This is a genomic window from Massilia scottii, assembly GCF_030846495.1.
Lineage (GTDB): Bacteria > Pseudomonadota > Gammaproteobacteria > Burkholderiales > Burkholderiaceae_D > Telluria_A > Telluria_A violaceinigra.
Window position 1 is genome coordinate 57,458 of sequence record NZ_JAVCWM010000013.1, and the last position, 23,337, is coordinate 80,794.

Consider the following 23,337-nt stretch of genomic DNA (forward strand, 5'->3'; position numbering starts at 1 on the left):
CTCTCTCCCATGCCCCAATTCGCCCCGCTCCAGAACGACACATTCCTGCGCGCGCTGCTGCGCCAACCGACCGATTACACCCCTGTGTGGCTGATGCGTCAGGCGGGGCGCTACCTGCCGGAATACCGCGCCACGCGCGAGCGGGCCGGCTCCTTCCTGGGCCTGGCCAAGAACCCCGATTACGCCACCGAAGTGACCCTGCAGCCGATCGACCGCTATCGGCTGGACGCCTCGATCCTGTTCTCGGACATCCTCACCGTCCCCGACGCGATGGGCCTGGGCCTGTACTTCGTCGATGGCGAAGGCCCCAAGTTCGAGCGTCCGCTGCGCACCGAGACCGACGTCATGGCCCTGCGCGCGCCCGACCTGGACTCGCTCGACTACGTCTTCAAGGCGGTGACCCAGATCCGCGGCGCCTTGAATGGCCGGGTGCCGCTGATCGGTTTTTCCGGCAGCCCGTGGACCCTGGCCTGCTACATGGTCGAAGGCGGCGGCTCCAAGGAATTCCACACCATCAAAAAGATGCTGTACAACCGCCCGGACCTGATGCACCACATCCTGTCGACCAATGCCAGCGCGGTGGCGGCCTACCTGAACGCCCAGATCGACGCCGGCGCCCAGGCCGTGATGATCTTCGACTCCTGGGGCGGCGCGCTGGCCGACGGCGCCTACCAGACCTTCTCGCTGCAGTACATGCAGCAGGTGATGAGCCAGCTCAAGCGCGAGAAAGACGGCGTGCGCATCCCGGCGGTGGTCTTCACCAAGGGCGGCGGCCTGTGGCTCGACCAGATCGCCGACATCGGCGCCGACGCGGTCGGCCTGGACTGGACCGTCAACCTGGGCCGCGCGCGCGCGCTGGTCGGCCACAAGGTGGCGCTGCAGGGCAACCTCGACCCGGCGATCCTGTTCGCCAGCCCGGAACAGATCCGCGCCGAAGTCGAGCGTACCCTGACCAGCTACGGCAAGCCGTCCGACGGCTCAGGTCACGTGTTCAACCTGGGTCATGGCATCTCGCAGTTCACCCCGCCGGAGTCGGTCACTGCCATGGTCGAGGCGGTCCACAGCTTCAGCCGCCAGCAGCGCGCCGGCCTGTAGTCTGGCTACAGCGATGCCACCCTGGCAAGGTGGGTTCGCTACCCCGCAGAACCTGTTTTCTAAACGACAATATCCCACTTATTCACAATTTTCAAAAACACCCCTGATTAAAAAGAAGGCGGCCGGGAAAAGTTTCCGATACTTGCAAGTGGTTGATTTTTAACGGATTATAAATTTCCCCTGTCGAGCCGCACGGTGCGAATGTGGACAAGATACAGAGGGAAAACGCGGTTTTTCCAGCATTGTCCACAAAGTTATCAACAGGCTGTGTGGATAAAAATGAAAAGTCCCGCGTTTACCGCGACTTAGCGAATATGTGAAGGTTTTACATGAAGTGTTTGCTGCGCTGCATGATGGTGCAGGACTGTGTCGGTAGGGCAAATTTGTGGTTTCCGGGTGGCACTTCGGCAGCCTTCGCAAGCGGCCCGCCGGCTGTGCTTATCCACAGCGCCAGGCTGGCCGGACGACTACATTTTGCTGCCCTGCCGACTCACTTATGCACAGAACGCCGGTAAAACATGGTTTTCCCCGTCTCCCAAGGCGGTTTTTTCAAGTGGTTGATTTAAAAGGATTAAATTTCTTTGATTTTCAGTTATTAGGCTCATCTATTGTGCAAGCACAAAGCTTTTGGCCTCGCACAAATTGTTTGTCCACAAAGTTGTCCACAAGCTGAAGCTGCTTTAACCGATGTCCTGGACATCCATGACGATCCTCTTTTTGACACCCGCCGACCCCGACCGACACCGACCCTGATGGCGTACTGCATCCTCAACATCGCGCTCGACACGCCGCTCACCAGCTGCTTCGATTACCGCTGGCCGTGCGCCGCCGGCGAGGAGCCGCTGGTGGGCCAGCTGGCGCTGGTCAGCTTCGGCCGCCGCGAGGTAGTCGGGCTCATCGTCGCCGTCAAACACGACACCGAGGTCCCGGCCGACAAGCTCAAAGATGCGCTGGGCGTGCGCAGCCAGCTTTCTCCCCTGTCGCCGCAATGGATCGCGCTGGCGGCGTTTGCCGCCGACTACTATCAGCGCCCGCTAGGCGAAGTGGCCTTGCCCGGGCTGCCCAAGAACCTGCGCGTGCTCACCACCGTGGCGCTGGACCGCGCCCTGAAAAAGCTGGCCAGGAGCGCGCCTGTGCACGACCACACCCCGCTCGACATGCCGCTGCTGAACGGCGCGCAGCAGGAAGCGGCCGACGCCATTGGCGGTGCGCAGGGCTTCACCCCGATCCTGCTGTACGGCGTGACCGGCAGCGGCAAGACCGAAGTCTATCTGCAGGCCTGCGCCGAGGTGCTGGCGCGCGAAGAGGGCGGCCAGATCCTGATCCTGGTCCCCGAGATCAACCTCACGCCGCAGCTGGAAGGGAACATCCGCGCGCGCTTTCCCGGCGTGATGCTGGCCACCTTGCACAGCAGCCTGTCCGAGGGCGAGCGCATGCTGCACTGGCTGGCCGCGCACCAGGGGCAGGCCCGCATCATCCTCGGCACGCGCCTGGCGATTTTGGCGTCGCTGCCGCGCCTGAAGCTGATCGTCATCGACGAAGAGCACGACCCTTCGTACAAACAGCAGGAAGGGCTGCGCTACTCCGCGCGCGATTTGGCGGTGTGGCGCGCGCGCCAATTGAAGATTCCGATCGTGCTCGGATCGGCCACGCCCTCGCTCGAGAGCTGGCACCACGCCGGCTCTGGGCGCTATCGCAAGCTCGAACTGCGCGAGCGCGCCGTCAAGGATGCGGTGCTGCCGCGCGTGAAGCTGCTCGACATGGAGCGCGACAAACCGGTCGACGGCATCACCTCCTACCTGATGGCCGCGCTGCGCCAGCGCCTGGAGCGCGGCGAACAATCGCTGCTGTTCCTGAACCGGCGTGGTTACGCGCCCGTGATCTGCTGCGAATCGTGCGGCTGGATCAGCAACTGCACGCGCTGCACTTCCTTCATGGTGCTGCACAAGCCGGAGCACCGGCTGCGCTGCCACCACTGCAGCCTGGAGCTGCGCATTCCGCGCCACTGCCCGACCTGCGGCAATGTCGACCTGCAGCCGCTCGGGCGCGGCACCCAGCGCGTGGAAGAAGGCTTGCAGCAGGTTTTTCCGCAGGCGCGCATCCTGCGCATCGACGCCGATTCCACGCGCCTGAAGGGCAGTGCGCAGGCCGCGTTCGACACGGTGCACCGGGGCGAAGTCGATATCCTGATCGGCACCCAGATGGTCGCCAAGGGGCACGACTTCAAGAAACTGACGCTGGTGGGCATATTAAATCCCGACACCGCGCTGTTCTCGCAGGATTACCGGGCCAGCGAGCGCCTGTTCGCGCAGCTGATGCAGGTGGCGGGGCGGGCGGGGAGGGCGGCGCGCACGGAAGGCGGCAGCGTGAGCGAAGTGCTGATCCAGACGCGCTACGCCAGCCATCCGCTGTATTCGGCGGTGGTGAACCACGACTACGACCGTTTCGCCACCGATTTGCTGGCGGAGCGGCGCCAGGCTGCGCTGCCGCCGTATCTGTACCAGGCGCTGTTGCGGGCCGAGGCGCCCGAGCTGGAAACGGCGATCGGCTTTTTGGAGAGTGCGCGCGACGCGCTGGTATTTCACGGCATTACCTTGAACGACCCGATTCCGATGACGATGACGCGGGTGCACAACGTCGACCGTGCGCAGCTGCTGGTTGAAAGTCCCTCGCGGCCGGCGCTGCAAGCCTTCCTCAAAGAATGGCTGGCCCTGCTGCGCGCCATGAAAAGCCGCGTCAAATGGTCGCTCGAAGTCGACCCCCTCGATATCTGAAGCAATAGTTTCCTAACCGGGGTCAGACCTCCGATTCGAAACGTTTTTGTTGCTAGTCGGAGGTCTGACCCCGGTTAGGAAATTTTTAGGGTTGGGGGGAGGTAGCGCCGGGCGCTGGTGACGATGTGCTCGGTCAGGGCGTGCGTGAAGGGGGTGTCGATGTTCCATGCATGCCACGATAGCGCCGTGCTCCAGGTCCGCCCCGGCGCAAGATCAATCAGCTGTCCCGTGGCAATCCGGCTCAGCGCGCTCAGCTCGGGCATCAGGCCGTAGGCCACGCCGTGCAGGATGCAGTTGTCCAGCGCGGCCGAGACCGGCATGGTGTGATGGGGAAAGCGCACCTCGGCGCCGAACTCGCGTGCCAGGAAACGCGCCAGCTGCCCGCGCTCGCTGACCAGCGCCGGCGCCAGTGCCACCGCCTCGGCAATGAAGCCGTCGCCGAACCAGTGTCCCGCAAACGCGGGCGTGGCCACGCAGGTGTAGCGCAGCAGCCCCAGCGGCGTGGACGTGGTGCCGACCGCCGCTTCGCCGGCAGCATCGGCATCGGCCTCGGCCTCGGCCACGCAGGCGAACACGGCGCCCTCGCGCACCAGCCGCAGCGCGCGCTCGCCGTCGGCCAGTTCGATGTGGAACCGGCAGCGCGGCGGCGACAGCAGCGGCGGCAGCGCTTGCGCGAACCAGGTCGCCAGGCTGTCGGCGTCGAGCGCCAGGGCCAGCGCGGGCAGGCTGGTGTCGCGCCCGAGGTCGATATCGAGCGCCGCTTCCATCAGTCTGACATGGCGGAAATGCACCAGCAGCCGCTGCCCCAGCCCGGTCGGCACCGACGGCGTGCCGCGCACCACCAGCAGGCGCCCGCACCTGTCTTCCAGCGCCTTGATGCGCTCCGCTACCGCCGGCTGGCTGATTCCCAGCAGCGTCGCCGCCCCGTCGAAACTGCCGCTCGCCGCCACCGCGTCGAGCACGGCCAGGCCGCGATAGTCGAGATTACTCATCAGTAGAGCTGATCCATGGTAATTTTGATGAGCAATACTAATACGCCTGGGCCGGTGCTGCCAACGCGCAATAGCGGTGCGCCACGGTAAACTGAAAATTGGCGTATCGTTGACGCCTGAAAACAGCAGTCCCCGGCATCCCATGTTGTACCTCAAGTTGAAGAAGAGTCCGCCATGAACAAGTTACACGTCGACGTCGCCGTCATCGGTACCGGTACCGCGGGTCTTGCCGCCTACCGCGCCGCCCGCGCCCAGGGGAAAACCGCGGTCGTGATCGAAAGCGGCCCTTACGGCACCACCTGCGCCCGCGTCGGCTGCATGCCCAGCAAATTGCTGATCGCCGCCAGCGAGGCCGCCCACATGCTGGCGCTGGCGCCCCAGTTCGGGGTTCACCCCGGCCCCATCCGCATCGACGGCAAGGCCGTGATGGCGCGCGTGCGCAGCGAACGCGACCGCTTCGTCGGCTTCGTGCTGGAAAGCGTCGATACCATTCCGGACCAGGACAAGCTGCGCGGCCACGCCCGCTTCACCGGGCCGCAATCGCTGCAGGTCGATGAGCACACCACGATCGAGGCTGCGCGCATCGTCATTGCCAGCGGTTCCACGCCGGTGATGTTGCCTCAGCTCAAGGATGTGGGCGATCGCATCATCGTCAGCGACGATGTGTTCGACTGGACCGACCTGCCCGCATCCGTGGCCGTGATCGGCACCGGCGTGATCGGGCTGGAACTGGGCCAGGCCCTGCACCGCCTCGGCGTGCGCGTGAGCGTGTTCGCGCGCGGCGGCAGCGTGGCCCAGCTGAGCGATCCGGAAGTGCTGCACGTGGCCGCCAAGGCCCTTGCACGCGAGCTCGACCTGCGTTTCCAGCAACGCATCGTCAGCGCCAAGCAGGATGGCGAGGAAGTGGTGCTGGTCACGCGCGACGCCGCCGGCGCCGAGCACACCGACCGCTTCGCCTACGTGCTGGTGGCGGCCGGGCGCACGCCCAACGTCGACAAGATCGGCATCGACAGCACCGGCCTGGCACTGGACGAGCGCGGCATTCCCCTGTTCGACGCCACCACCATGCAGTGCGGCACCAGCCATATTTTCATCGCGGGCGATGCCAACAACGAGCGCCCGGTGCTGCCGGAAGCCGCCGACCACGGCAGGATCGCGGGCGACAATGCCGGCCGCTATCCCGACGTGCGTCCCGGCCTGCGCCGCACGCCGCTGACGATTGCCTTCACCGAGCCGCAGATCGCGACCCTGGGCGAGAGCTACAAGGAGCTGTGCGCCGAAGGCAAGCCCAAGTTCGCAGTGGGCAAGGTGTCGTTCGAGAACCAGGGCCGCAGCCGGGTGATGCTGCACAATCACGGCATGCTGCGCGTGTACGGCGAATACGGCACCTGCCGTTTCCTGGGCGCCGAGATGATCGGGCCGCGCGCGGAAAATCTGGGCCACCTGCTGGCCTGGGCCTGCCAGGCGCGCCTGACGGTGGCGCAGATGCTCGATATGCCGTTCTACCATCCGGTGATCGAAGAAGGCGTGCGCACCGCCCTGCGCGACCTGGCGGCGGAGCTGGAAAAAGGCGCCCCGACAGCGAGCAGCGCGCCGGACAACACACCGGGCGTGTAGATGCCGGGAGCCGCGGATTCCTGACCGGGTCCGGCTTCCGGCGCGAAACATTTCTTAACCGGGGTCAGAGCTCGGATGAGAAACGTGGCGGTGGCCCGCGTCGCGCGCCTGGCTTAGTTCAGGTAACTGGCGTCGAGCCGCCCCGCCTGTGCCATCTCGCGCACGATGCGTATCGTGTCGATATCGGCTTCCTGGTACGCCGACTTCTTGTATTCGTCGTACATGGCATTGGCCTTGTCGGTCTCGGCATCATGCCCGTCGTCGTACTTGAAGCGCACGAACATGGTGTGCTCGGCCGGCGTTTCGATCGTCACGGTCAGGCTCGACGCGGCGATCTCGCCCTGCTCGGGCACCTCGTAGCGCACCTCTTGCAGCGGCGTGAGCAGCACGCGGTCGATCACCACCAGTTCCCCGAAGCGCCGGCTGCGGCGCAAGCTGCCGCTTTCGCGCTCGTCGATCGTGCACTCGTCCAGGTGCGGCACGAACAGCTTGGGCATTTCCGCGCACAGCACCAGCCCGCGCCACACCTGCTCGCGCGTGAGGGTGTCGATCAGCGGATTCAGGGGATCGTTGATTTCAATCAGATGTTCAAATTTCATGGTGCTTTAACTCGTCGGTGAAGGGCAGCGCAGCCCCGATACCGGGATGGTAACGCAAGCGATCTGTGCGCGCTGGAAAGTGACTTGCGGATACACTGCTTATCGAGCAGACAACCGGTCGGCACCACCAGCAAAGAACACAGCATGAGGACCACCCGCAAGGATTATCTGGCGCATATCGAAGAGCTGCAAAAACGCAGCGACGACACTGTTGCCAGGCACATCGCCGAACGGCGCGCACTGACACCCAGCCAGCCCGATCCGGAGGACGACGCCACCTTCGGCCAGCGCGCGGCCGACGCCGTGGCGCGCTTCGGCGGCTCCTGGACCTTCATCATGCTGTTCGCGCTGGTGCTGGTGTCCTGGGTGGTGCTCAATTCCTTCCTGCTCGCGCGCGGCGGCGCCAAGCCGTTCGATCCCTTCCCCTACATCCTGCTGAACCTGTTCCTGTCGATGCTGGCCTCGATCCAGGCGCCGGTGATCCTGATGTCGCAGAACCGCCAGGGTGAAATCGACCGCCTGAACGCCCGGAACGATTACGAGATCAACCTCAAGGCCGAGCTGGAAATCATGGCCCTGCACGAAAAGATGGATGCCTTCAAGCTGCAGCTGGTCGAGATGCAGCATGAACAGCTGCGCCTGCTCAACGTCCTGTGCGAGGACAACAAGGTCCCTACCTAATTCCCGATCCCCGGCAAGCCCTCGTCCCAGTACGGGGTGGGGCCGAAGCGCGCGGCGAAATAGTCGATGAAGGCTTGCGTCTTGGGCGGCAGGAAATTGCGGTTCAGGTACTGGGCCGACACCACCGAATTCAAGGCCATCGGATACCGCGCCAGCAGCGGCACCAGCGCGCCGCTCTTGAGCTGCTGGTACACCGCCCAGGTCGATTGCAGCGCGATCCCCAGGCCCGCCATGGCGGCGTCGCGCATCGCTTCGCCGTTATCGCTGCGCATCCTGCCTCCCACCCGCACGCTGATCAGGCTGCCATCGACATCCCTGAAATTCCACGGATTGACCCCTTCCAGCACCAGGCACTGGTGATCGGCCAGTTCCTGCGGGCGCTGCGGCGTGCCGTGCCGCGCCAGGTAGGCGGGCGCGGCCACCAGCAGCAGGCGGCTGGGCGCCAGCACGCGCGCGATCAGGGCCGAATCGTGCAGCGGCCCGTTGCGGATGGTGACGTCGATGCCGTTGGCGGCCAGGTCGATCACCCGGTCCGACAAGCGCAGGTCGAGCTGCAGGCCGGGATAGCGTTCCATGAAGGCGGGCAGCCACGGCATCAGGTGCAAGCGCCCGAACGAGACCGAGGCCGCCACCCGCAGCAAGCCCTGCGGTTCGCGCCCGGCCCCGACCGAGGCGCGCGCCTGCTCGGCGGCGTCGAGCAGGGCCACGGCGCGCTCGAAAAAGGTTTCGCCATCCTGGGTCAGGGCGATCTGGCGCGTGGTGCGGTGCAGCAGGCGCGCGCCGAGCTGGCGTTCGAGCTGGGCCATGCGGGCGCTGGACGCCGCCGGCGACAGGCTGAATTCGCGCCCTGCGGCGGACAGGTTGCGGGTGGCGCAGACGCGCACGAACAGCGCCACATCGGTCAGGTCGAGGTTCATTGTATTGTTTTGGTGAAGAGATATTCAATCATTATGCCAATTATCAATCGAATCGATGCGGACTACACTGGTTCATCTGTCAACCAAACAAGGAAACAACATGAAAGCCATTGCCGTCATTAACGGAACCCTGCACGACGTCGAGTTGCCTGTGCCACAGCCGCAAGGGCGCGACCTGGTGGTGAAGGTGGAGGCGATTTCGGTCAATCCGGTCGACTACAAGCAGCGCAAGGCGGCCGCCCACGATGGCGAGCCGCGCCTGGTCGGCTGGGACGTGGCCGGCACCGTCAGCGCCGTCGGTCCCCAGGCCAGCCTGTTCAAGGTGGGCGATGCGGTGTATTACGCGGGCAGCGTGGTGCGGCCGGGCGCGAACAGCGAGTTTCATGCGGTCGACGAGCGCATCGTGGGGCGCAAGCCGGCCAGCCTGAGCGTGGAGCAGGCCGCCGCGCTGCCGCTGACCAGCATCACCGCGTGGGAAGCGCTGTTCGAGCGCCTGGGCGTGGCGCGCGGCGGGGCCGACGAGGGCAAGTCGGTGCTGATCATCGGCGGCGCCGGCGGGGTGGGGTCGATCGCGATCCAGCTGGCCAAGAAGCTGGCGAAGCTGAACGTGATCGCGACCGCCTCGCGCCGGGCGTCGGGCCAGTGGTGCAGGGCGCTGGGGGCGGATCATGTGATCGATCACCATGGCGACATGCCGGCGCAGCTGGCCGCGCTGGGGCTGGCGCAGGTGGACTATATTCTGTGCCTGAACGATATCGATGCGCACTTTGCGGCGATGGCGGCGGCGATTGCGCCGCAGGGCAAGATCTGCGCGATCGTGCGCAACGAGCAGCCGCTGCCGATGGACTTGGTGTTCGCCAAAAGCGTGACGGTGGTGTTCGAGATGATGTTTACCCGTTCGATGTTCGGCACGGCCGACATGATCGAGCAGCACAAGCTGCTCAATGCGGTCGCTGAGCTGGTCGATGCGGGGGTGCTGACCACCACCGTGGGGGAAAACGGCGGCAGGATCGATGCCTCCAACCTGACGCGCGCCCACGCGGCGCTGGAGGCGGGGCGGACGATTGGCAAGATTGTGCTGTCGGGGTTTTAAACCGCCGCGTCCCCGTCGTTCCCGCGCAGGCGGGAACGACGGGGGTCTACGTTACAATGGCCGGTCGTCCCCCATCAGATTGCCCCGCCCGATGTCCTCCACTCCCAATTTCGGCCTGAACGCGCCCCAGAGCGAAGCGGTCATGTATCTTGACGGCCCCTGCCTGGTGCTGGCCGGTGCCGGCTCGGGCAAGACGCGCGTCATCACCCAGAAAATCGCGCACCTGATCGAAGACCGCGGCTACGATCCGCGCACCATCGCCGCCCTGACCTTCACCAACAAGGCCGCGCTGGAAATGCAGGAGCGCATCGCCAAGCTGCTCAAGCAGCCGCGCCAGGCCAAGCAGCTCACCGTCTCCACCTTCCACTCGCTGGGCGTGAAAATCCTGCGCCAGGAAGCGGCCGGCGTGGGCCTGAAGGACCGTTTTTCGATCATGGACAGCGACGATTGCTTCGGCCTGGTCCAGGATCTGGCAATCACCACCGACAAGCAGCTGATCCGCAGCATCCAGAATTCGATCTCCTTGTGGAAAAACGCCCTGATCGATCCCGAAGACGCGGTCAAGAACGCCAGGGATGAAGACGAAGCCCAGGCCGCGCGCGTGTTCCGCAGCTACGTGGCCACCCTGGCGGCCTACCAGGCGGTCGATTTCGACGACCTGATCCGCCTGCCGGTGGAACTGTTCCGCAACAACGATCCGATCCGCGACAAGTGGCAGCGCCGCCTGCGCTACCTGCTCATGGACGAGTATCAGGACACCAACACTTGCCAGTACGAACTGGTCAAGCTGCTGGTCACCGGCATCGGCAAGAAACCGATGTTCACCGCCGTGGGCGACGACGACCAGGCCATCTACGCCTGGCGCGGCGCCTCGGTGGAAAACCTGAAGACCCTGGGCGACGATTTCCCCGACCTGCGCGTCATCAAGCTGGAACAGAATTACCGCTCCACCACCCGCATCCTGCAGGCGGCCAACGCGGTCATCTCGAACAATCCCAAGCTGTTCGAGAAAGCCCTGTGGTCCGAACACGGCCTGGGCGAGCCGATCACCGTGCTGGGCATGCAGACCGACGACCAGGAAGCCGAGCAGGTGGCCATCATGATTTCGGCCGACCGCTTCCAGCGCAAGAACAAGTGGTCCGATTACGCCATCCTGTACCGCGGCAACCACCAGGCGCGCGTGATCGAGCAATGCCTGCGCAAGGAGCGCATTCCCTACACGATTTCGGGCGGCCAGAGTTTTTTCGACAAGGCTGAAATCAAGGACATCATCAGCTATCTGCGCCTGATCGCCAACGAGGGCGACGATCCGGCCTTCATCCGCGCCGTCACCACGCCCAAGCGCGGGGTCGGCATGGCCACGCTGGAAGTGCTGGGCGCGTTTTCCAAGCAGTGGAACTGCTCGCTGTTCGAGGCCACTTTCAAGGGCGGCATCGAAGCGAAGCTGCCGGACCGCCAGCTGCTGCCGCTGCGCGCCTTTTGCAACTTCATCAACCAGCTCGAAGCGCGCGCCAGCCGCCCCGGCCCGTCCGGCAGCGGCGAGAACGCGGCCGCCGTGCTCGACGACATGATGAAGGAAATCGCCTACGAGAGTTATCTGTACGACACTTTTGATGACCGCGCCGCGCAAAGCAAGTGGCAGAACGTGCTCGAATTTACCAACTGGCTCAAGGAACGCGGCTGCGGCGGCAAGGATAAATCCGGCGAGGAAAAGAACCTGCTGGAACTGACCCAGATGGTGGCCTTGATGAGCATGTTGGAAGGCAAGGATGAGGAGCCGGACGCGGTGCGCATGTCGACCCTGCACGCGTCCAAGGGATTGGAGTTTCCACACGTATTCCTGGTCGGCGTGGAAGAGGGCATCCTGCCGCACAAGGGCGACCCGGACGCGTCGGTGGAAACCATCGGCGCGCGCATCCAGGAGGAACGGCGCCTGATGTACGTGGGCATCACGCGCGCCCAGCGCACCTTGTACATTACGTGGTGCAAGAAACGCAAACGTGCCGGCGAGCAAGTCCATTGCGATGTGTCGCGTTTCATTAAGGAAATGGCGCTCGACGTCGGCGACGCGCCGCCCACCGAAGCCGAAACCATTTCGCCCAAGGACCGCCTGGCCAGCTTGAAGGCCCTGCTTGCAACAGCGAAAACCTAGCGTCCAACTTAACACTCGGCAGCGCGGAACATGCGTGCTAGCATTAACCCGACGCGCCGGCGTGGCGCGCTTTGCCGAAGGGAGTTTCCATGTCGACATTCACTACCGCAGCGCCCGGCGCTATCGTTGCCGCGTTGCTGGCCTGGGCCATGGCCGCGCCCGCCATTGCCGATGAATTCGCCACCAGGCCGGAAGCCGAAGCCATGGTCAAGAAGACCATCGTGTTCATGAAAGCCAACGGCAAGGACAAGACGTACAGCGAGATCAACCGCAAGGATGGCCCCTTCACCGACCGCGACCTGTACATGGTCGCTTACGGCTTCGACGGCGTGGTGCGCGCGCATGGCGCCAATCCCAAGATGCTGGGCAAGAACCTGATGGAACTGAAGGATATCGACGGCAAGGCGTTCGTGCGCGAACGGGTCGAGATGGCTAAAAAGAATCCTTCTTTTTGGCAAGAATATAAGTTCACCAATCCGGTCAGCGGGAAGATTGAACCTAAGGCAATGTATTGCCAGCCCAGCGACGATGTGATCATCTGCGGTGGTGTTTATTTGCGATAAATTGCACGCACGATTCAAATTTTGTTTGACGGCAACTTCCGACTTTGAAATACTGAATTTACTGCCGGGCGCAAGCGCGGCACCCTTCCAGATCCGCCTGCCGGCAGCGTTGCCTGGTTGCGCGTCGTTTGGACTCCCTTCACTTCCAATTGACGAGCACACAGCATGGCGACCGTATCCGACATCACCGTAACCCCCACCTCCGGCCTGATCCATATCGATGCCCTGCTCGACACGGGACCGGACTGGAACTACCTGACGCCTGCCGGCAACACGATCCTGTACACCTTCTCTGTCGCGTCGGGCAATGAAGCGGGACAGAGCGGCCAGACCGCGTTTTCCGCTTCCCAGCAAGCCCACACGCGCACCGCCTTCGCGACCCTGGCGGCGCTGACCGGCATCACCTTCACCGAAACGGCCAGCGGCACGGCGGCCGATGTGCACCTGGCGGCGGTGAATATCGCCGGCAACAATGTGAGCGGCCTGTGCAGCTGGAATTCGAGCTACGGCTACACCGGCACCACCCTCAACAGCTACGATGCGCAAGCCTATGTCTATCTCGACAACGTCGAGTTTGCCGCCGAGAATGCCGATCTGACCCCCGGCGGTGGCGGTTACCAGACCCTGCTGCACGAACTGGGCCACATGATCGGCCTCAAGCACCCGTTCGAGGGCAGCGCCAACCTCGCGCCCGGCGACGACAACACCAGCAACACGCTGCTGTCGTACACCGCCCAGGGCGGCCCTTACTCCAACTTCAGCCCGTATGACATCGCGGCACTGAAGTGGCTGTATGGCGGCGACGGCCTGGGCGGCGCGCTCGGCATCAATTCGACCGGCGGCGGACGCTATATCACCGGCACCAGCTTCGCCGACAGCCTGACCGGCACCGCTGCCAACGACCGCCTCGAAGGCGATGGCGGCGACGATGTGCTCAATGGCGGCAGCGGCACCGATACCGCCGTGTTCCGCGGCAATTACGCCTCCTACACCGTTACCGACCTGGGCGGCGGCAGCGTGCGCGTCACCGGCGCCGACGGCATGGACACCCTCACCTCGATTGAAATTCTCAAGTTCGACGACCAGAGCGTGCAGTCGGGCCAGGTGGTCACGCCGCCGGCGGGCGACACCACCGCGCCGGCCGCGCCGACGCTTGCGCTCACCAGGAACGTGAACGGGTATGTCAGCGGCGACAAGCCGGTGGTCAGCGGCAGCGCCGAAGCGAACGCCACGGTCAAGGTGTACAGCGGCGCCACCCTGGTCGCCACCACCACCGCCGGCGCCAACGGTACGTATTCGGTTGCCACCTCGGCCCTGGCCGACGGCATCAATCTGTCGCTGACGGCGCGCGCCACCGATGCCGCCAACAATGTCTCGGTCCCGAGCGCCGCGCTGCTGTTCAGCGTCGACACCGTGGCGCCGGTGGCGCCGACCGCCAGCGTGGTGGTGTCGGCCAGCGGCGCCGCCCTGTTCAACGGCACCGGCGAAGCCGGCAGCACGATCCGCCTGACCAATGCCAGCGCCATCATCGCCGAAGGCACGGTCGCGTCGGACGGCAACTGGAGCCTGGGCGGCAGCACCCTGGCCAACGGCAGCTACGACGTGAGCGTCAGTTCGCTCGACAAGGCCGGCAACAACACCACCGCCACCAAGCACCTGCTGTTTTCGGTCGGCTCGGCGGCCACGGTCACCGGCACGGACGGCGACGATTCCCTGCTGTCCACCCCGGGCAACAACGTCATCGATGGCGGCAGCGGCACCGACTCCGTCAGTTACACGGGCGTACGCGGCAACTACACTGTGGTGCGCGACGACAGCGGCTTCGTAGTCACCGCCAGGAGCGGCGCCGACGGTACGGACTTGCTGCGCAATGTCGAGTCGATCAAGTTCGGCGACTCCACCCTCAAGCTCGAATACGACGACGTGGTGCAGGCCCTGTACGTGGCGTACTTCGGACGCGCGGCCGATTCCGGCGGCCTGGCGGCCTTCCAGAGCCAGCTGGGCGGGCTCAAGGCGCCGCTGACGTTTTCGGGTGTCACCGCCGCCTACGCCACCGATACCGGGGTGCACAGCCTGATCGACAGCTTCGGTGCCAGCACCGAGTCGGCCGCCCTGTACCCGGGCGCCACCAGCGCCTTCGTCACGGCCGTGTTCCAGAATATTTTCGGGCGCGCGCCCGCCGCCGCCGGGCTGTCGTTCTGGACCAATGCGATCGACAACGCCGGCTTGTCGCGCGCCAATGCCTCGCTCTCGATCATGGCCGGGGCACTGGAAAACAGCAGCACCCAGGGCGTGCTCGATGCCAAGCTGGTCAACAACAAGATCATCATCGCCTCGGACTTCACGCTGGCCATCGATAATCCCACCGAAGTGAGCGGCTATGTCGGCATCAATGCCGCCGCCGCCGTGCGCAGCATGCTCGCCAGCGTGACGGCCAGCACCGATATCGCGGCCTTCCAGGCCGTCATCGCCAGCACCATCGCGTCCCTGCCGGGCCTCGGTGCGCAAACCGTCGCCGGGATGATGCAGATCGATAGCGTGCAGTCCGGCGCCGATCTGCTTGACACGCCGATCGGCCTGGTCGGCGTCCAGCATGGCGGCCTGATCGACGCGGTCATGTAAAGCGCAGCCGTTTCCAGGCGCCGCCACAACGGGCGCCTTACCCCTTTTCCGGGGTAAGGCGCCCGTTTTTTGTGGGCGGCCCAGGCCTTGGCGCACCAGCATTTAAATTCTCGAGAGCAATATTTAGTTGCTATATTTACACATGACATGAAATTTGTTTGACGGCAATACTCAAGTTTGAAATACTGCCGCGCATGTCGAGCAATACCCGGCAACGTTCCAAACCTGCCTGCGGTTGCGTTCACCTTCGTTATCCGGCATGATTTGGAATCCTTTCCATTTTCACTGCAAGCCTACTGCAAGCCAATCTTCATGCCTAAGCTATCCGATCTCGACACTGTCCTCTCCGGTCTGAACCATATTGACTCCCTGCTCGGCGGGGGACCCGACTGGAACTTTCTGACGCCTGTCGGCAATACGATCCGCTACACGTTTTCGATTGCTTCCAACAACGAACACGATAACCACGCCGGGACTGGCCTGCTGGCCTTCAGCGCGGGCCAGCAGGCCGGCACCCGGGCGGCCATGGCGACGCTGAGCGCGATCACCGGCATCGTGTTCGTCGAAACGGCCGATGGCAACGTCGCCGACGTGCACCTGGCGTCGAAGGATCTGGGCGGCGGCACGGCGGGCCTGGCCAGCTGGGGGTCCGGCCATTCCTACTCGGGCGACGAGTTGCTCAGCTTTAGCGCGGAGGCGTATGTGTATCTGGACGATGTCGCCGCTGCCGCTCCCGAGAACGCCAACCTGGCGCCCGGCTCCGGCGGCCTGGAAATCCTGCTGCACGAACTGGGCCATATGATGGGCTTGAAGCATCCGTTCGATGGCAATATCCGTTTGCCCGGCGCCGAGGACAATACCAGCAACACGCTGCTGTCCTACACCGGGCAAGGCGGTCCCTACAGCAACTTCAGCCCGTACGATATCGCGGCACTGAAATGGCTGTACGGCGGCGACGGCCTGCGCGGCGCGCTCGGCATCAACTCGACCGGTGGCGGACGCTATTTCACCGGCACCAATCGCGCCGACAGCCTGACCGGCACCGCTGCCAACGACCGCCTCGAAGGCGGCGGCGGCGACGATGCGCTCAACGGCGGCAACGGCACCGATACCGCCGTCTTCCGCGGCAACTACGCCTCCTACACGGTGACTAACCTCGGCGGCGGCAAGGTGCGCGTCAGCGGCGCCGACGGCACCGACACCCTGACCTCGGTCGAAGTGCTCAAGTTCGACGACCAGAGCGTGCAGTCGCCCCAGGTGCTCACCCCGCCGCCAGTGGTGACGCCGCCGCCGGTCACGCCGCCGGTCACGCCGCCGCCGGTTGCCCCGCCGGTGCTTACCCCTCCCGCGGGCGACACCAGCGCGCCGGGGGCGCCGACGCTCACCGTCAGCAAGAACCCGAACGGCTACGTGGCCGGCGACAAGCCGGTGGTCAGCGGCAGCGCCGAAGCCAACGCCACGGTCAAGGTGTACAGCGGCGCCACCCTGGTCGCCACCACCACCGCCGGCGCCAATGGTGCCTGGTCGGTTGCCACCTCGGCCCTGGCCGACGGCATGAATGTGTCGCTGACGGCGCGCGCCACCGATGCCGCCAACAATGTCTCGGCCCCGAGCGCCGCGCTGCAGTTCAATGTCGACACGAAGGCGCCGGCAGTGCCGAGCGCCAGCGTGCTGGTCGCGGCCAGCGGCAGCGTGCAGTTCAGCGGCACCGGCGAAGTGGGCAGCACGATCCGCCTGAGCAACGCCGACGCCATCATCGCCGAGGGCACGGTCGCGGCCGACGGCCGCTGGAGCCTGGGCGGCAGCACCCTTGCCAACGGCAAGTACGACGTCACCGTGAGTTCGCTCGACAAGGCCGGCAACGCCACCGCCGCCGCCAAGCACCTGCTGTTTACGCTCGGGCCGACGGACGTGACTGTCGTCACCGGCACGGCCGGCGACGATTCGCTGCTATCCACTCCGGGCAACGACCTCATCGACGGCGCCGGCGGCACCGACACAGTCAGCTTCCCAGGCTTGCGCGGCAATTACCACGTGGTGCGCGACACCAGCGGTTTCGTGGTCACCGCCAGGAGCGGCGCCGGCGGCATGGACTTGCTGCGCAATGTCGAGTCGATCAAGTTCGGCGACACCACCCTCAAGCTCGAATACGACGACGTGGTGCAGGCGCTGTACCTGGCCTACTTCGGCCGCGCGGCCGATTCCGGCGGCCTGGCAGCCTTCCAGAGCCAGCTGGGCGGCCTCAAGGCGCCGCTGACGTTTTCGGCCGTTACCGCCGCCTACGCCTCCGATGCCGGGCTGCACAGCCTGATCGACAGTTTCGGTTCCAGCGCCGAATCGGCCGCCCTGTACCCGGGCGCCACCAGCGCCTTCGTCACGGCCGTGTTCCAGAACATCCTCGGGCGCGCCCCGGCCGCCGCCGGCCTGTCGTTCTGGACCAATGCGATCGATAACGCCGGCTTGTCGCGCGCCAATGCCTCGCTCTCGATCATGGCCGGGGCGCTGGAAAACACCAGCACCCAGGGCTTGCTCGACGCCAAGCTGGTCAACAACAAGATCACCATCGCCTCCGACTTCACCCTGGCCATCGACAATCCGGCCGAAGTGAGCGGCTACGTCGGCATCAAGGCCGCCGCCGCCGTGCGCGGCATGCTCGCCAGCGTGACGGCCAGCACCGATATCGCCGCGTTCCAGGCCATCATCGCCAAAACGCTCGCGTCCCTGCCCGGCATCGGCGCCCAGACCGGGTCGGCGAAGATGCCGTTCGACACCGTGCAACTTGACACCGGCCTGCCCGACACCCCGGTCGCCCTGGTCGGCCTGCAGCACGGCGGCCTGATCGACGCGGTGATGTAAAGCGCGGCCTTTTCCAGGCTCGGCCACAGCGGGCGTCTTACCCATTCCGGGTAAGGCGCCCGTTTTTTGTGGTTTATTGGCGAAACGGGGTGCCTGATTTGTAACCGGGTTTGACGTCAATACTTGCTTTTGGGATACTTACGGTTATCGCCGGTAACTATGCCGGCCCGCTTCCCGCCAGCCTGCCCTGCGCTACCCGCACGGGTCCGGCCCATCACCCCCCCTTTTCAGAGTCTGCGCATGACCACCGTTTCCGATATCGAAATCGTCCGCCTGTCCGGCTTCAACAACATCGACGCCCTGCTGAGCTCGGGACCGGGCTGGAATTTCCTCGGCACCGGCGCGCGCTCGCTGAGCTACACTTTTTCCGTGGCCAGCGGCAATGAAGCCTCCCGCACCGGACAGGCCGCGTTTTCGCCGGCCCAGCAAACGGCGACGCGCACGGCGCTGGCCTACATCACCAGCCTGACCGGGATCGGCTTTACCGAAACGGGCGACGGCAGCCGCGCCCAGATCCACATGGCCTCGATCAATATCGCCGACGCCGATACCATGGGCCTGTGCAGCTGGATGACGAGCTACACGCCGCCGAGCTACGGCACCACGGTGCGCGATTTGACCGCCAAGGCGTATATCTACCTCGACAATGTGGAGTTTCGCGCCCAAAACGCCGATCTGAGCCTGGGCGGCCCCGGCTACGAAATCCTGCTGCACGAACTGGGCCACATGCTGGGCTTGAAGCACCCCTTCGAGGGCGACGAGCAGTTGCCCTACGACGATGACCACACCGGCAATACCCTGATGTCCTACGATTGGGTGGGCGGCCCGTACCAGACCTACAGCCCCTACGATATCGCCGCGCTCAACTGGCTGTACGGCCGCGACGGCCTCGGCGGCACCTATGGCGTGGGCAGCGGCAAGGATTACTTCACCGGGCGCGACATCGCCGAGCGCCTCACCGGCACCTACAACAGCGAAGTGATCGAAGGGGCGGGCGGCGACGACGATATCGATGGCGGCGCCGGCAACGATGTGGCCTATTACGTCGGGCCGCGCGCCAATTACGACGTTACCCGTATCGCGGCCGGCTATGTGGTGTCCGACCGGGTCGGCGACGAAGGCTATGACGTGCTGAAAAATATCGAAACGCTGCGCTTTTCCAACGGCAACGTGTCGCTCGACTACGAAGCCGTCGTGCAAGCCCTGTACGTGGGTTACTTCGGGCGCGCCGCCGACTACAACGGCATGCTCAGCTTCCAGAACCAGCTGGCCACCCTGGGCGCCCCGCGCGACATGAGCGCGCTGGCGGCGGCCTACACCAAGGATGCCGGCCTGCACGCGCTGATCGACAGTTTCGCCGCCAGCGCCGAATCGGCCGCCCTGTATCCGGGCGACACCGCCACGTTTGTGAAGGGCATCTTCCAGAACGTGTTCGGACGCGCCCCGGCCAGCGCCGGCCTGTCGTTCTGGACCGATGCGATCGACCACAAGGGCTTGTCCAAGGCGAATGCCTCGCTGTCGATCATGTCCGGCGCGCTCGACAACAAGACCGTCCAGGGCGTCCTCGACGCCAAGCTGATCAACAACAAGCTGGCGGTGGCCTCGGGCTTTACCCTGTCCATCGATACCGCCGCTGAAATCGCCGGTTATGGCACCAAGGCGGCGGCGGCGTCGGTGCGCACCATGCTCGGCGCGGTCACCGCCACCACCGACCTGACTGCCTACCAGAGCACCATCAAGGCGACTCTGGGCGCCATGACCGGCGCGGTGCGCGTCGCCGGCGACCTGCCCGAGGACCTGCCTATCGCCTACGCCGACCTGATTGGCATCGGCTTCCAGGCGTGGGAGCAGACGCTGGTATAGTGAAGCCTTGCGCGGCCCGGCCAGGCGCCGGCCGCGGTGGCAGCGCAGGCGGGTCAACATCGAAGGAATGAATCATGCTGGTTGATATCAACGGCGGCAGCGGCGTCGACACGGTCGGTTTCGCCGGCTTGCGGGCCGACTACAACATCACCACCGGCGCCGGCGGTTACGCCGTGCTGCCCAAGAGCGGCGCCATCGGCGGCCTCAAGCTGCTGGCCAATATCGAACGCTTCAAGTTCAGCGACAGCACCGTCAATGTCGAATACGACTCGGTCGTGCAAGCCCTGTACGTGGCCTATTTCGGCCGCGCCGCCGATTATGCCGGCATGCAGAGCTTCCAGGACCAGCTGGCCAAGCTGGGCGCGCCGCGCGACATCGCCGGCATCAGCGCCGCCTACAACACCAATCCCGGCCTGCACAAGCTGATCGACAGTTTCAGCGCCAGCGCCGAATCGGATGCGCTGTATCCGGACGGCACCGGCGCGTTCGTTGAAGCGGTCTTCAAGAACGTGCTCGGCCGCAGCCCGGCCGAGGCCGGCCTGGCGTTCTGGAGCGAGGCCATCGACAGCGGCGCGCTCTCGCGCGCCAACGCCGCCATGTCGATCATGTCGGGCGCCCTGCAAAACCTCACGCCCCAGGGCTTGCTCGACGCCCAGCGCATCGGCAATACGCTGGCGGTGGCTTCCGACTTCACCCTGGCGATCGACCGCCCGTCCGAAATCGCCGGCTACGGCACCACCCTGGCCGCCTCGATGGTGCGCACCATGCTCGCCAGCGTTACCGCCGGCAGCGATGTCGAGGCGTTTCACGCGGTGATCAAGACCATGCTGGCGGTCATGTCGGGCGAACTGCACACGACCCTGGACGCTCCCGCGGCGCCAGAGGCGCCGCCGCTGCTGCTGGTGGGCGTGGCGCCGGCGGCGTGGGAAGGCGGACTGGCCTGAGCGCACTGGCATAATGGCGGCTTTGCCCCCAAGGACGCCGCCGTGAGCCAGGAAGACCGTTTTGTCGACATCGAGATCAAGCTCGCACACCAGGAAGACCTGGTCGAATCCCTGAACCAGATGGTGTACCAGCAAGGCCGCCGCATCGACCAGCTCGATGCGATGGTCGCCAAGCTGGCCGAACACATCCGCAACAATGCCCAGTCGGGACCGAATCCGGTCAACGACCGCCCGCCGCATTACTGATCTTTCACCCGTCAATACGGCGCTGCCGGCGCCGGCATGCATACATCGTCGCGGATGACGCAGCGATGGCATGCTGATATGATCGTGCGCTCATGCGCTGCCAGCTATCCGTCGGCAGCTTTACTTAGCGCTCGTGAAAGATGCCATGAACCGTCCAAACATGCTTATCGTTGCCGCCAGCCTGGCGCTGGTCAATGTCGCCGCCATCGCCGCACCTGCCGCGCCGGCCACCGCCCTGGTCGCGACCAACCCCTTCGCCAAACTCAGCACGCTGCCGTTCCATTACCCGGCATTCGACAAGATCAAGGACGAGCATTTCCTGCCCGCCTACGCGGCCGGCATGAGCGATCACCTGCGCGAAGTCGACACCATCGCCAACAATCGCAAGGCGCCGACGTTCGACAATACCGTGGTGGCGCTGGAGCGCTCGGGCCAGCTGCTCACGCGCGTGGCGACCACCTTCTCGGCCCTGCAGGGCGCCAACACCAACGATACGCTGGACGCCATCGATCGTGAAATGTCGCCCAAGCTGGCCGCGCACAACGATGCGGTCTTCCTCAACGCCAAGCTGTACCAGCGCGTCAAGACCCTGTACGACAAGCGCGCCAAGCTGGGCCTGGACGCCGAATCGAAGCACCTGCTCGAGCGCTATCACAAGGACTTCGTGCGCGCCGGCGCCAGGCTGTCGGCCGAGGACAAGGAAAAGCTGAAAGCGTTCAACAGCGAAATCGCCACCATGCAGACCACGTTCACCCAGAACGTGCTCAAGGAAACCAACGCCTCGGCGCTGATCGTCGACACCCGCGCCGAACTGGCCGGCATGAGCGAAGCGGCGATCGATGCCGCCGCGGCCGACGCCAAGACGCGCGGCCACGATGGCAAGTTCGCCGTCGCGCTGATCAACACCAGCGGCCAGCCGCCGCTGGCGGTGCTGACCAACCGCGCCGTGCGCGAACGCCTGATGACCGCCTCGCTTCAGCGCGGCAGCCGCGGCGGCGAATTCGACAACCGCGCCGTCGTCGTCAAGCTGGCCAAGCTGCGCGCCGAACGCGCCGCCTTGCTCGGCTACCCGAACTTCGCCGCCTACTCGCTGGAAGACCAGACCGCCAAGGACACGGGCGCCGTCAACAAGCTGCTGTCGGAACTGGCCAAGCCGGCCGTGACCAACGCACGCAAGGAAGCGGACGATATCCAGAAGGTCATCGACGCCGAGAAGGGCGGATTCAAGGTCGGCGCGGCCGACTGGGCCTTCTACACCGACAAGGTGCGCGCCCAGCGCTTCAATTTCGACGAAAACCAGCTCAAGCCGTACTTCGAGCTCGACAACGTGCTGGTCAACGGCGTGTTCTTCGCGGCCGAAAAGCTGTACGGCCTGAAGTTCAAGGAACGCAAGGACCTGCCGGTGTACCACCCGGACGTGCGCGTGTACGACGTGTTCGATGCCAACGGCAAGCAGCTGGCCATCTTCCTGGCCGATATGTACGCGCGCAGCAACAAGCAGGGTGGCGCGTGGATGAACGAATACGTATCGCAGTCGGGCCTGATGGGCACCCGCTCGGTCGTCGCCAACCACCTGAACATTCCCAAGCCGCCGGCGGGCGAGCCGACCCTGCTGACGGTCGATGAAGTCAAGACCACGTTCCACGAATTCGGCCACGCGCTGCACGGCATGTTCTCGAACGTGAAGTACCCGCGCTTCTCGGGCACCAACGTGCCGCGCGACTTCGTCGAATATCCGTCGCAGGTCAACGAAATGTGGATGATCGCGCCGGAAGTGCTGGCCAACTACGCCAGGCATTACAAGACCGGCGAAGCGATGCCGAAGGAGTTGCTCGACAAGGTCATCGCCTCGAAAAAATTCAACCAGGGTTTCCTGACCACGGAATATCTGGCGGCGTCGCTGGTGGACCAGCGCTGGCACCAGCTGAGCGCGGCGCAAGTGCCGAGCGACGTGCTCGGTTTTGAAGCGGCCGCGCTGAAGGAAGCCGGCGTCGATTTCGCGCCGGTGCCGCCGCGCTACCGCACGACTTACTTCTCGCACAGTTTCTCGGGCGGTTACTCGGCCGGTTACTACGCTTACCTGTGGAGCGAGAAGCTGGACGCCGACACGGTCGAATGGTTCAAGGAAAATGGCGGCCTGCAGCGCAAGAACGGCGACCATTTCCGCAAGACCTTGCTCTCGCGCGGCGGCACGGCCGATGCGCTCGACCTGTTCCGCAATTTCCGCGGCCGCGAGCCGAAGATCGAGCCGTTGCTGAACCGTCGCGGTTTGAACGCCAACTAAGACCGCGCCTGGGCATCTGCCCGGGCAGGCATCTTTAAA

The 23,337-nt window shown here is 64.9% G+C and carries 16 protein-coding genes; 13 read left to right on the forward strand and 3 right to left on the reverse strand.

Going from position 1 to position 23,337, the window contains the following annotated elements; translation table 11 throughout:
- Positions 1-9: 9 nt before the first annotated feature.
- The gene (gene hemE, locus RBA41_RS18925) at positions 10-1,095 is read left to right on the forward strand and encodes a uroporphyrinogen decarboxylase (protein ID WP_306625761.1); all 1,086 of its coding nucleotides are present in this window, start codon (positions 10-12) and stop codon (positions 1,093-1,095) included.
- 752 nt (positions 1,096-1,847) lie between these two features.
- Positions 1,848-3,869, forward strand: a complete 2,022-nt coding sequence (locus tag RBA41_RS18930) for a primosomal protein N' (protein WP_306625762.1) — start codon at positions 1,848-1,850, stop codon at positions 3,867-3,869.
- 74 nt (positions 3,870-3,943) lie between these two features.
- On the opposite strand, the gene RBA41_RS18935 is transcribed toward RBA41_RS18930, so the two are convergent.
- Entirely contained in the window at positions 3,944-4,861 is a 918-nt protein-coding gene (locus RBA41_RS18935; RefSeq protein ID WP_306625763.1) for an ArgP/LysG family DNA-binding transcriptional regulator, read from the reverse strand.
- A gap of 174 nt (positions 4,862-5,035) precedes the next feature.
- On the opposite strand from RBA41_RS18935, the gene RBA41_RS18940 reads away from it, so the two are divergent.
- Positions 5,036-6,478 (forward strand): dihydrolipoyl dehydrogenase, encoded by a 1,443-nt coding sequence (locus RBA41_RS18940; RefSeq protein WP_306625764.1) that lies wholly within the window; start codon positions 5,036-5,038, stop codon positions 6,476-6,478.
- A 113-nt stretch (positions 6,479-6,591) separates the two neighbouring features.
- On the opposite strand, the gene RBA41_RS18945 is transcribed toward RBA41_RS18940, so the two are convergent.
- A complete protein-coding gene (locus tag RBA41_RS18945; RefSeq protein ID WP_306625765.1) occupies positions 6,592-7,077 on the reverse strand; it encodes an SRPBCC family protein in 486 nt (161 codons plus the stop codon).
- A gap of 144 nt (positions 7,078-7,221) precedes the next feature.
- Between RBA41_RS18945 and RBA41_RS18950 the strand changes: the two genes are divergently transcribed.
- On the forward strand, positions 7,222-7,758 hold the full coding sequence (locus tag RBA41_RS18950; RefSeq protein ID WP_306625766.1) for a DUF1003 domain-containing protein: 537 nt from the start codon (positions 7,222-7,224) through the stop codon (positions 7,756-7,758).
- Here RBA41_RS18950 and RBA41_RS18955 read toward each other — a convergent pair.
- Positions 7,755-8,675 (reverse strand): LysR family transcriptional regulator, encoded by a 921-nt coding sequence (locus RBA41_RS18955; protein ID WP_306625767.1) that lies wholly within the window; start codon positions 8,673-8,675, stop codon positions 7,755-7,757. The genes RBA41_RS18950 and RBA41_RS18955 overlap by 4 nt on opposite strands.
- A 100-nt stretch (positions 8,676-8,775) precedes the next feature.
- On the opposite strand from RBA41_RS18955, the gene RBA41_RS18960 reads away from it, so the two are divergent.
- The 9 genes from RBA41_RS18960 to RBA41_RS19000 all read left to right on the forward strand — a co-directional run bounded on the left by RBA41_RS18960 (position 8,776) and on the right by RBA41_RS19000 (position 23,298).
- Positions 8,776-9,768 carry a zinc-binding alcohol dehydrogenase family protein gene (locus RBA41_RS18960; protein WP_306625768.1) on the forward strand — a complete coding sequence of 331 codons (993 nt, stop codon included), beginning with the start codon at positions 8,776-8,778 and terminating at the stop codon, positions 9,766-9,768.
- Positions 9,769-9,859: 91 nt separating this feature from the next.
- Positions 9,860-11,920 (forward strand): UvrD-helicase domain-containing protein, encoded by a 2,061-nt coding sequence (locus RBA41_RS18965; RefSeq protein WP_306625769.1) that lies wholly within the window; start codon positions 9,860-9,862, stop codon positions 11,918-11,920.
- 89 nt (positions 11,921-12,009) lie between these two features.
- Entirely contained in the window at positions 12,010-12,483 is a 474-nt protein-coding gene (locus RBA41_RS18970; protein ID WP_306625770.1) for a cache domain-containing protein, read from the forward strand.
- Positions 12,484-12,648: 165 nt separating this feature from the next.
- Positions 12,649-15,105, forward strand: coding sequence for an Ig-like domain-containing protein (locus RBA41_RS18975; protein WP_306625771.1), 2,457 nt, complete (start codon positions 12,649-12,651; stop codon positions 15,103-15,105).
- 312 nt (positions 15,106-15,417) lie between these two features.
- Positions 15,418-17,961, forward strand: coding sequence for an Ig-like domain-containing protein (locus tag RBA41_RS18980; protein WP_306625774.1), 2,544 nt, complete (start codon positions 15,418-15,420; stop codon positions 17,959-17,961).
- 240 nt (positions 17,962-18,201) lie between these two features.
- Complete coding sequence (locus tag RBA41_RS18985) at positions 18,202-19,824, forward strand: DUF4214 domain-containing protein (RefSeq protein ID WP_306625776.1); 1,623 nt, start codon at positions 18,202-18,204, stop codon at positions 19,822-19,824.
- A 74-nt stretch (positions 19,825-19,898) separates the two neighbouring features.
- A complete protein-coding gene (locus RBA41_RS18990; RefSeq protein ID WP_306625778.1) occupies positions 19,899-20,768 on the forward strand; it encodes a DUF4214 domain-containing protein in 870 nt (289 codons plus the stop codon).
- Between the two features lie 42 nt (positions 20,769-20,810).
- Positions 20,811-21,014 (forward strand): SlyX family protein, encoded by a 204-nt coding sequence (locus tag RBA41_RS18995; RefSeq protein ID WP_167086071.1) that lies wholly within the window; start codon positions 20,811-20,813, stop codon positions 21,012-21,014.
- A 145-nt stretch (positions 21,015-21,159) separates the two neighbouring features.
- Entirely contained in the window at positions 21,160-23,298 is a 2,139-nt protein-coding gene (locus RBA41_RS19000; RefSeq protein ID WP_306625780.1) for a M3 family metallopeptidase, read from the forward strand.
- Positions 23,299-23,337: the final 39 nt, after the last annotated feature.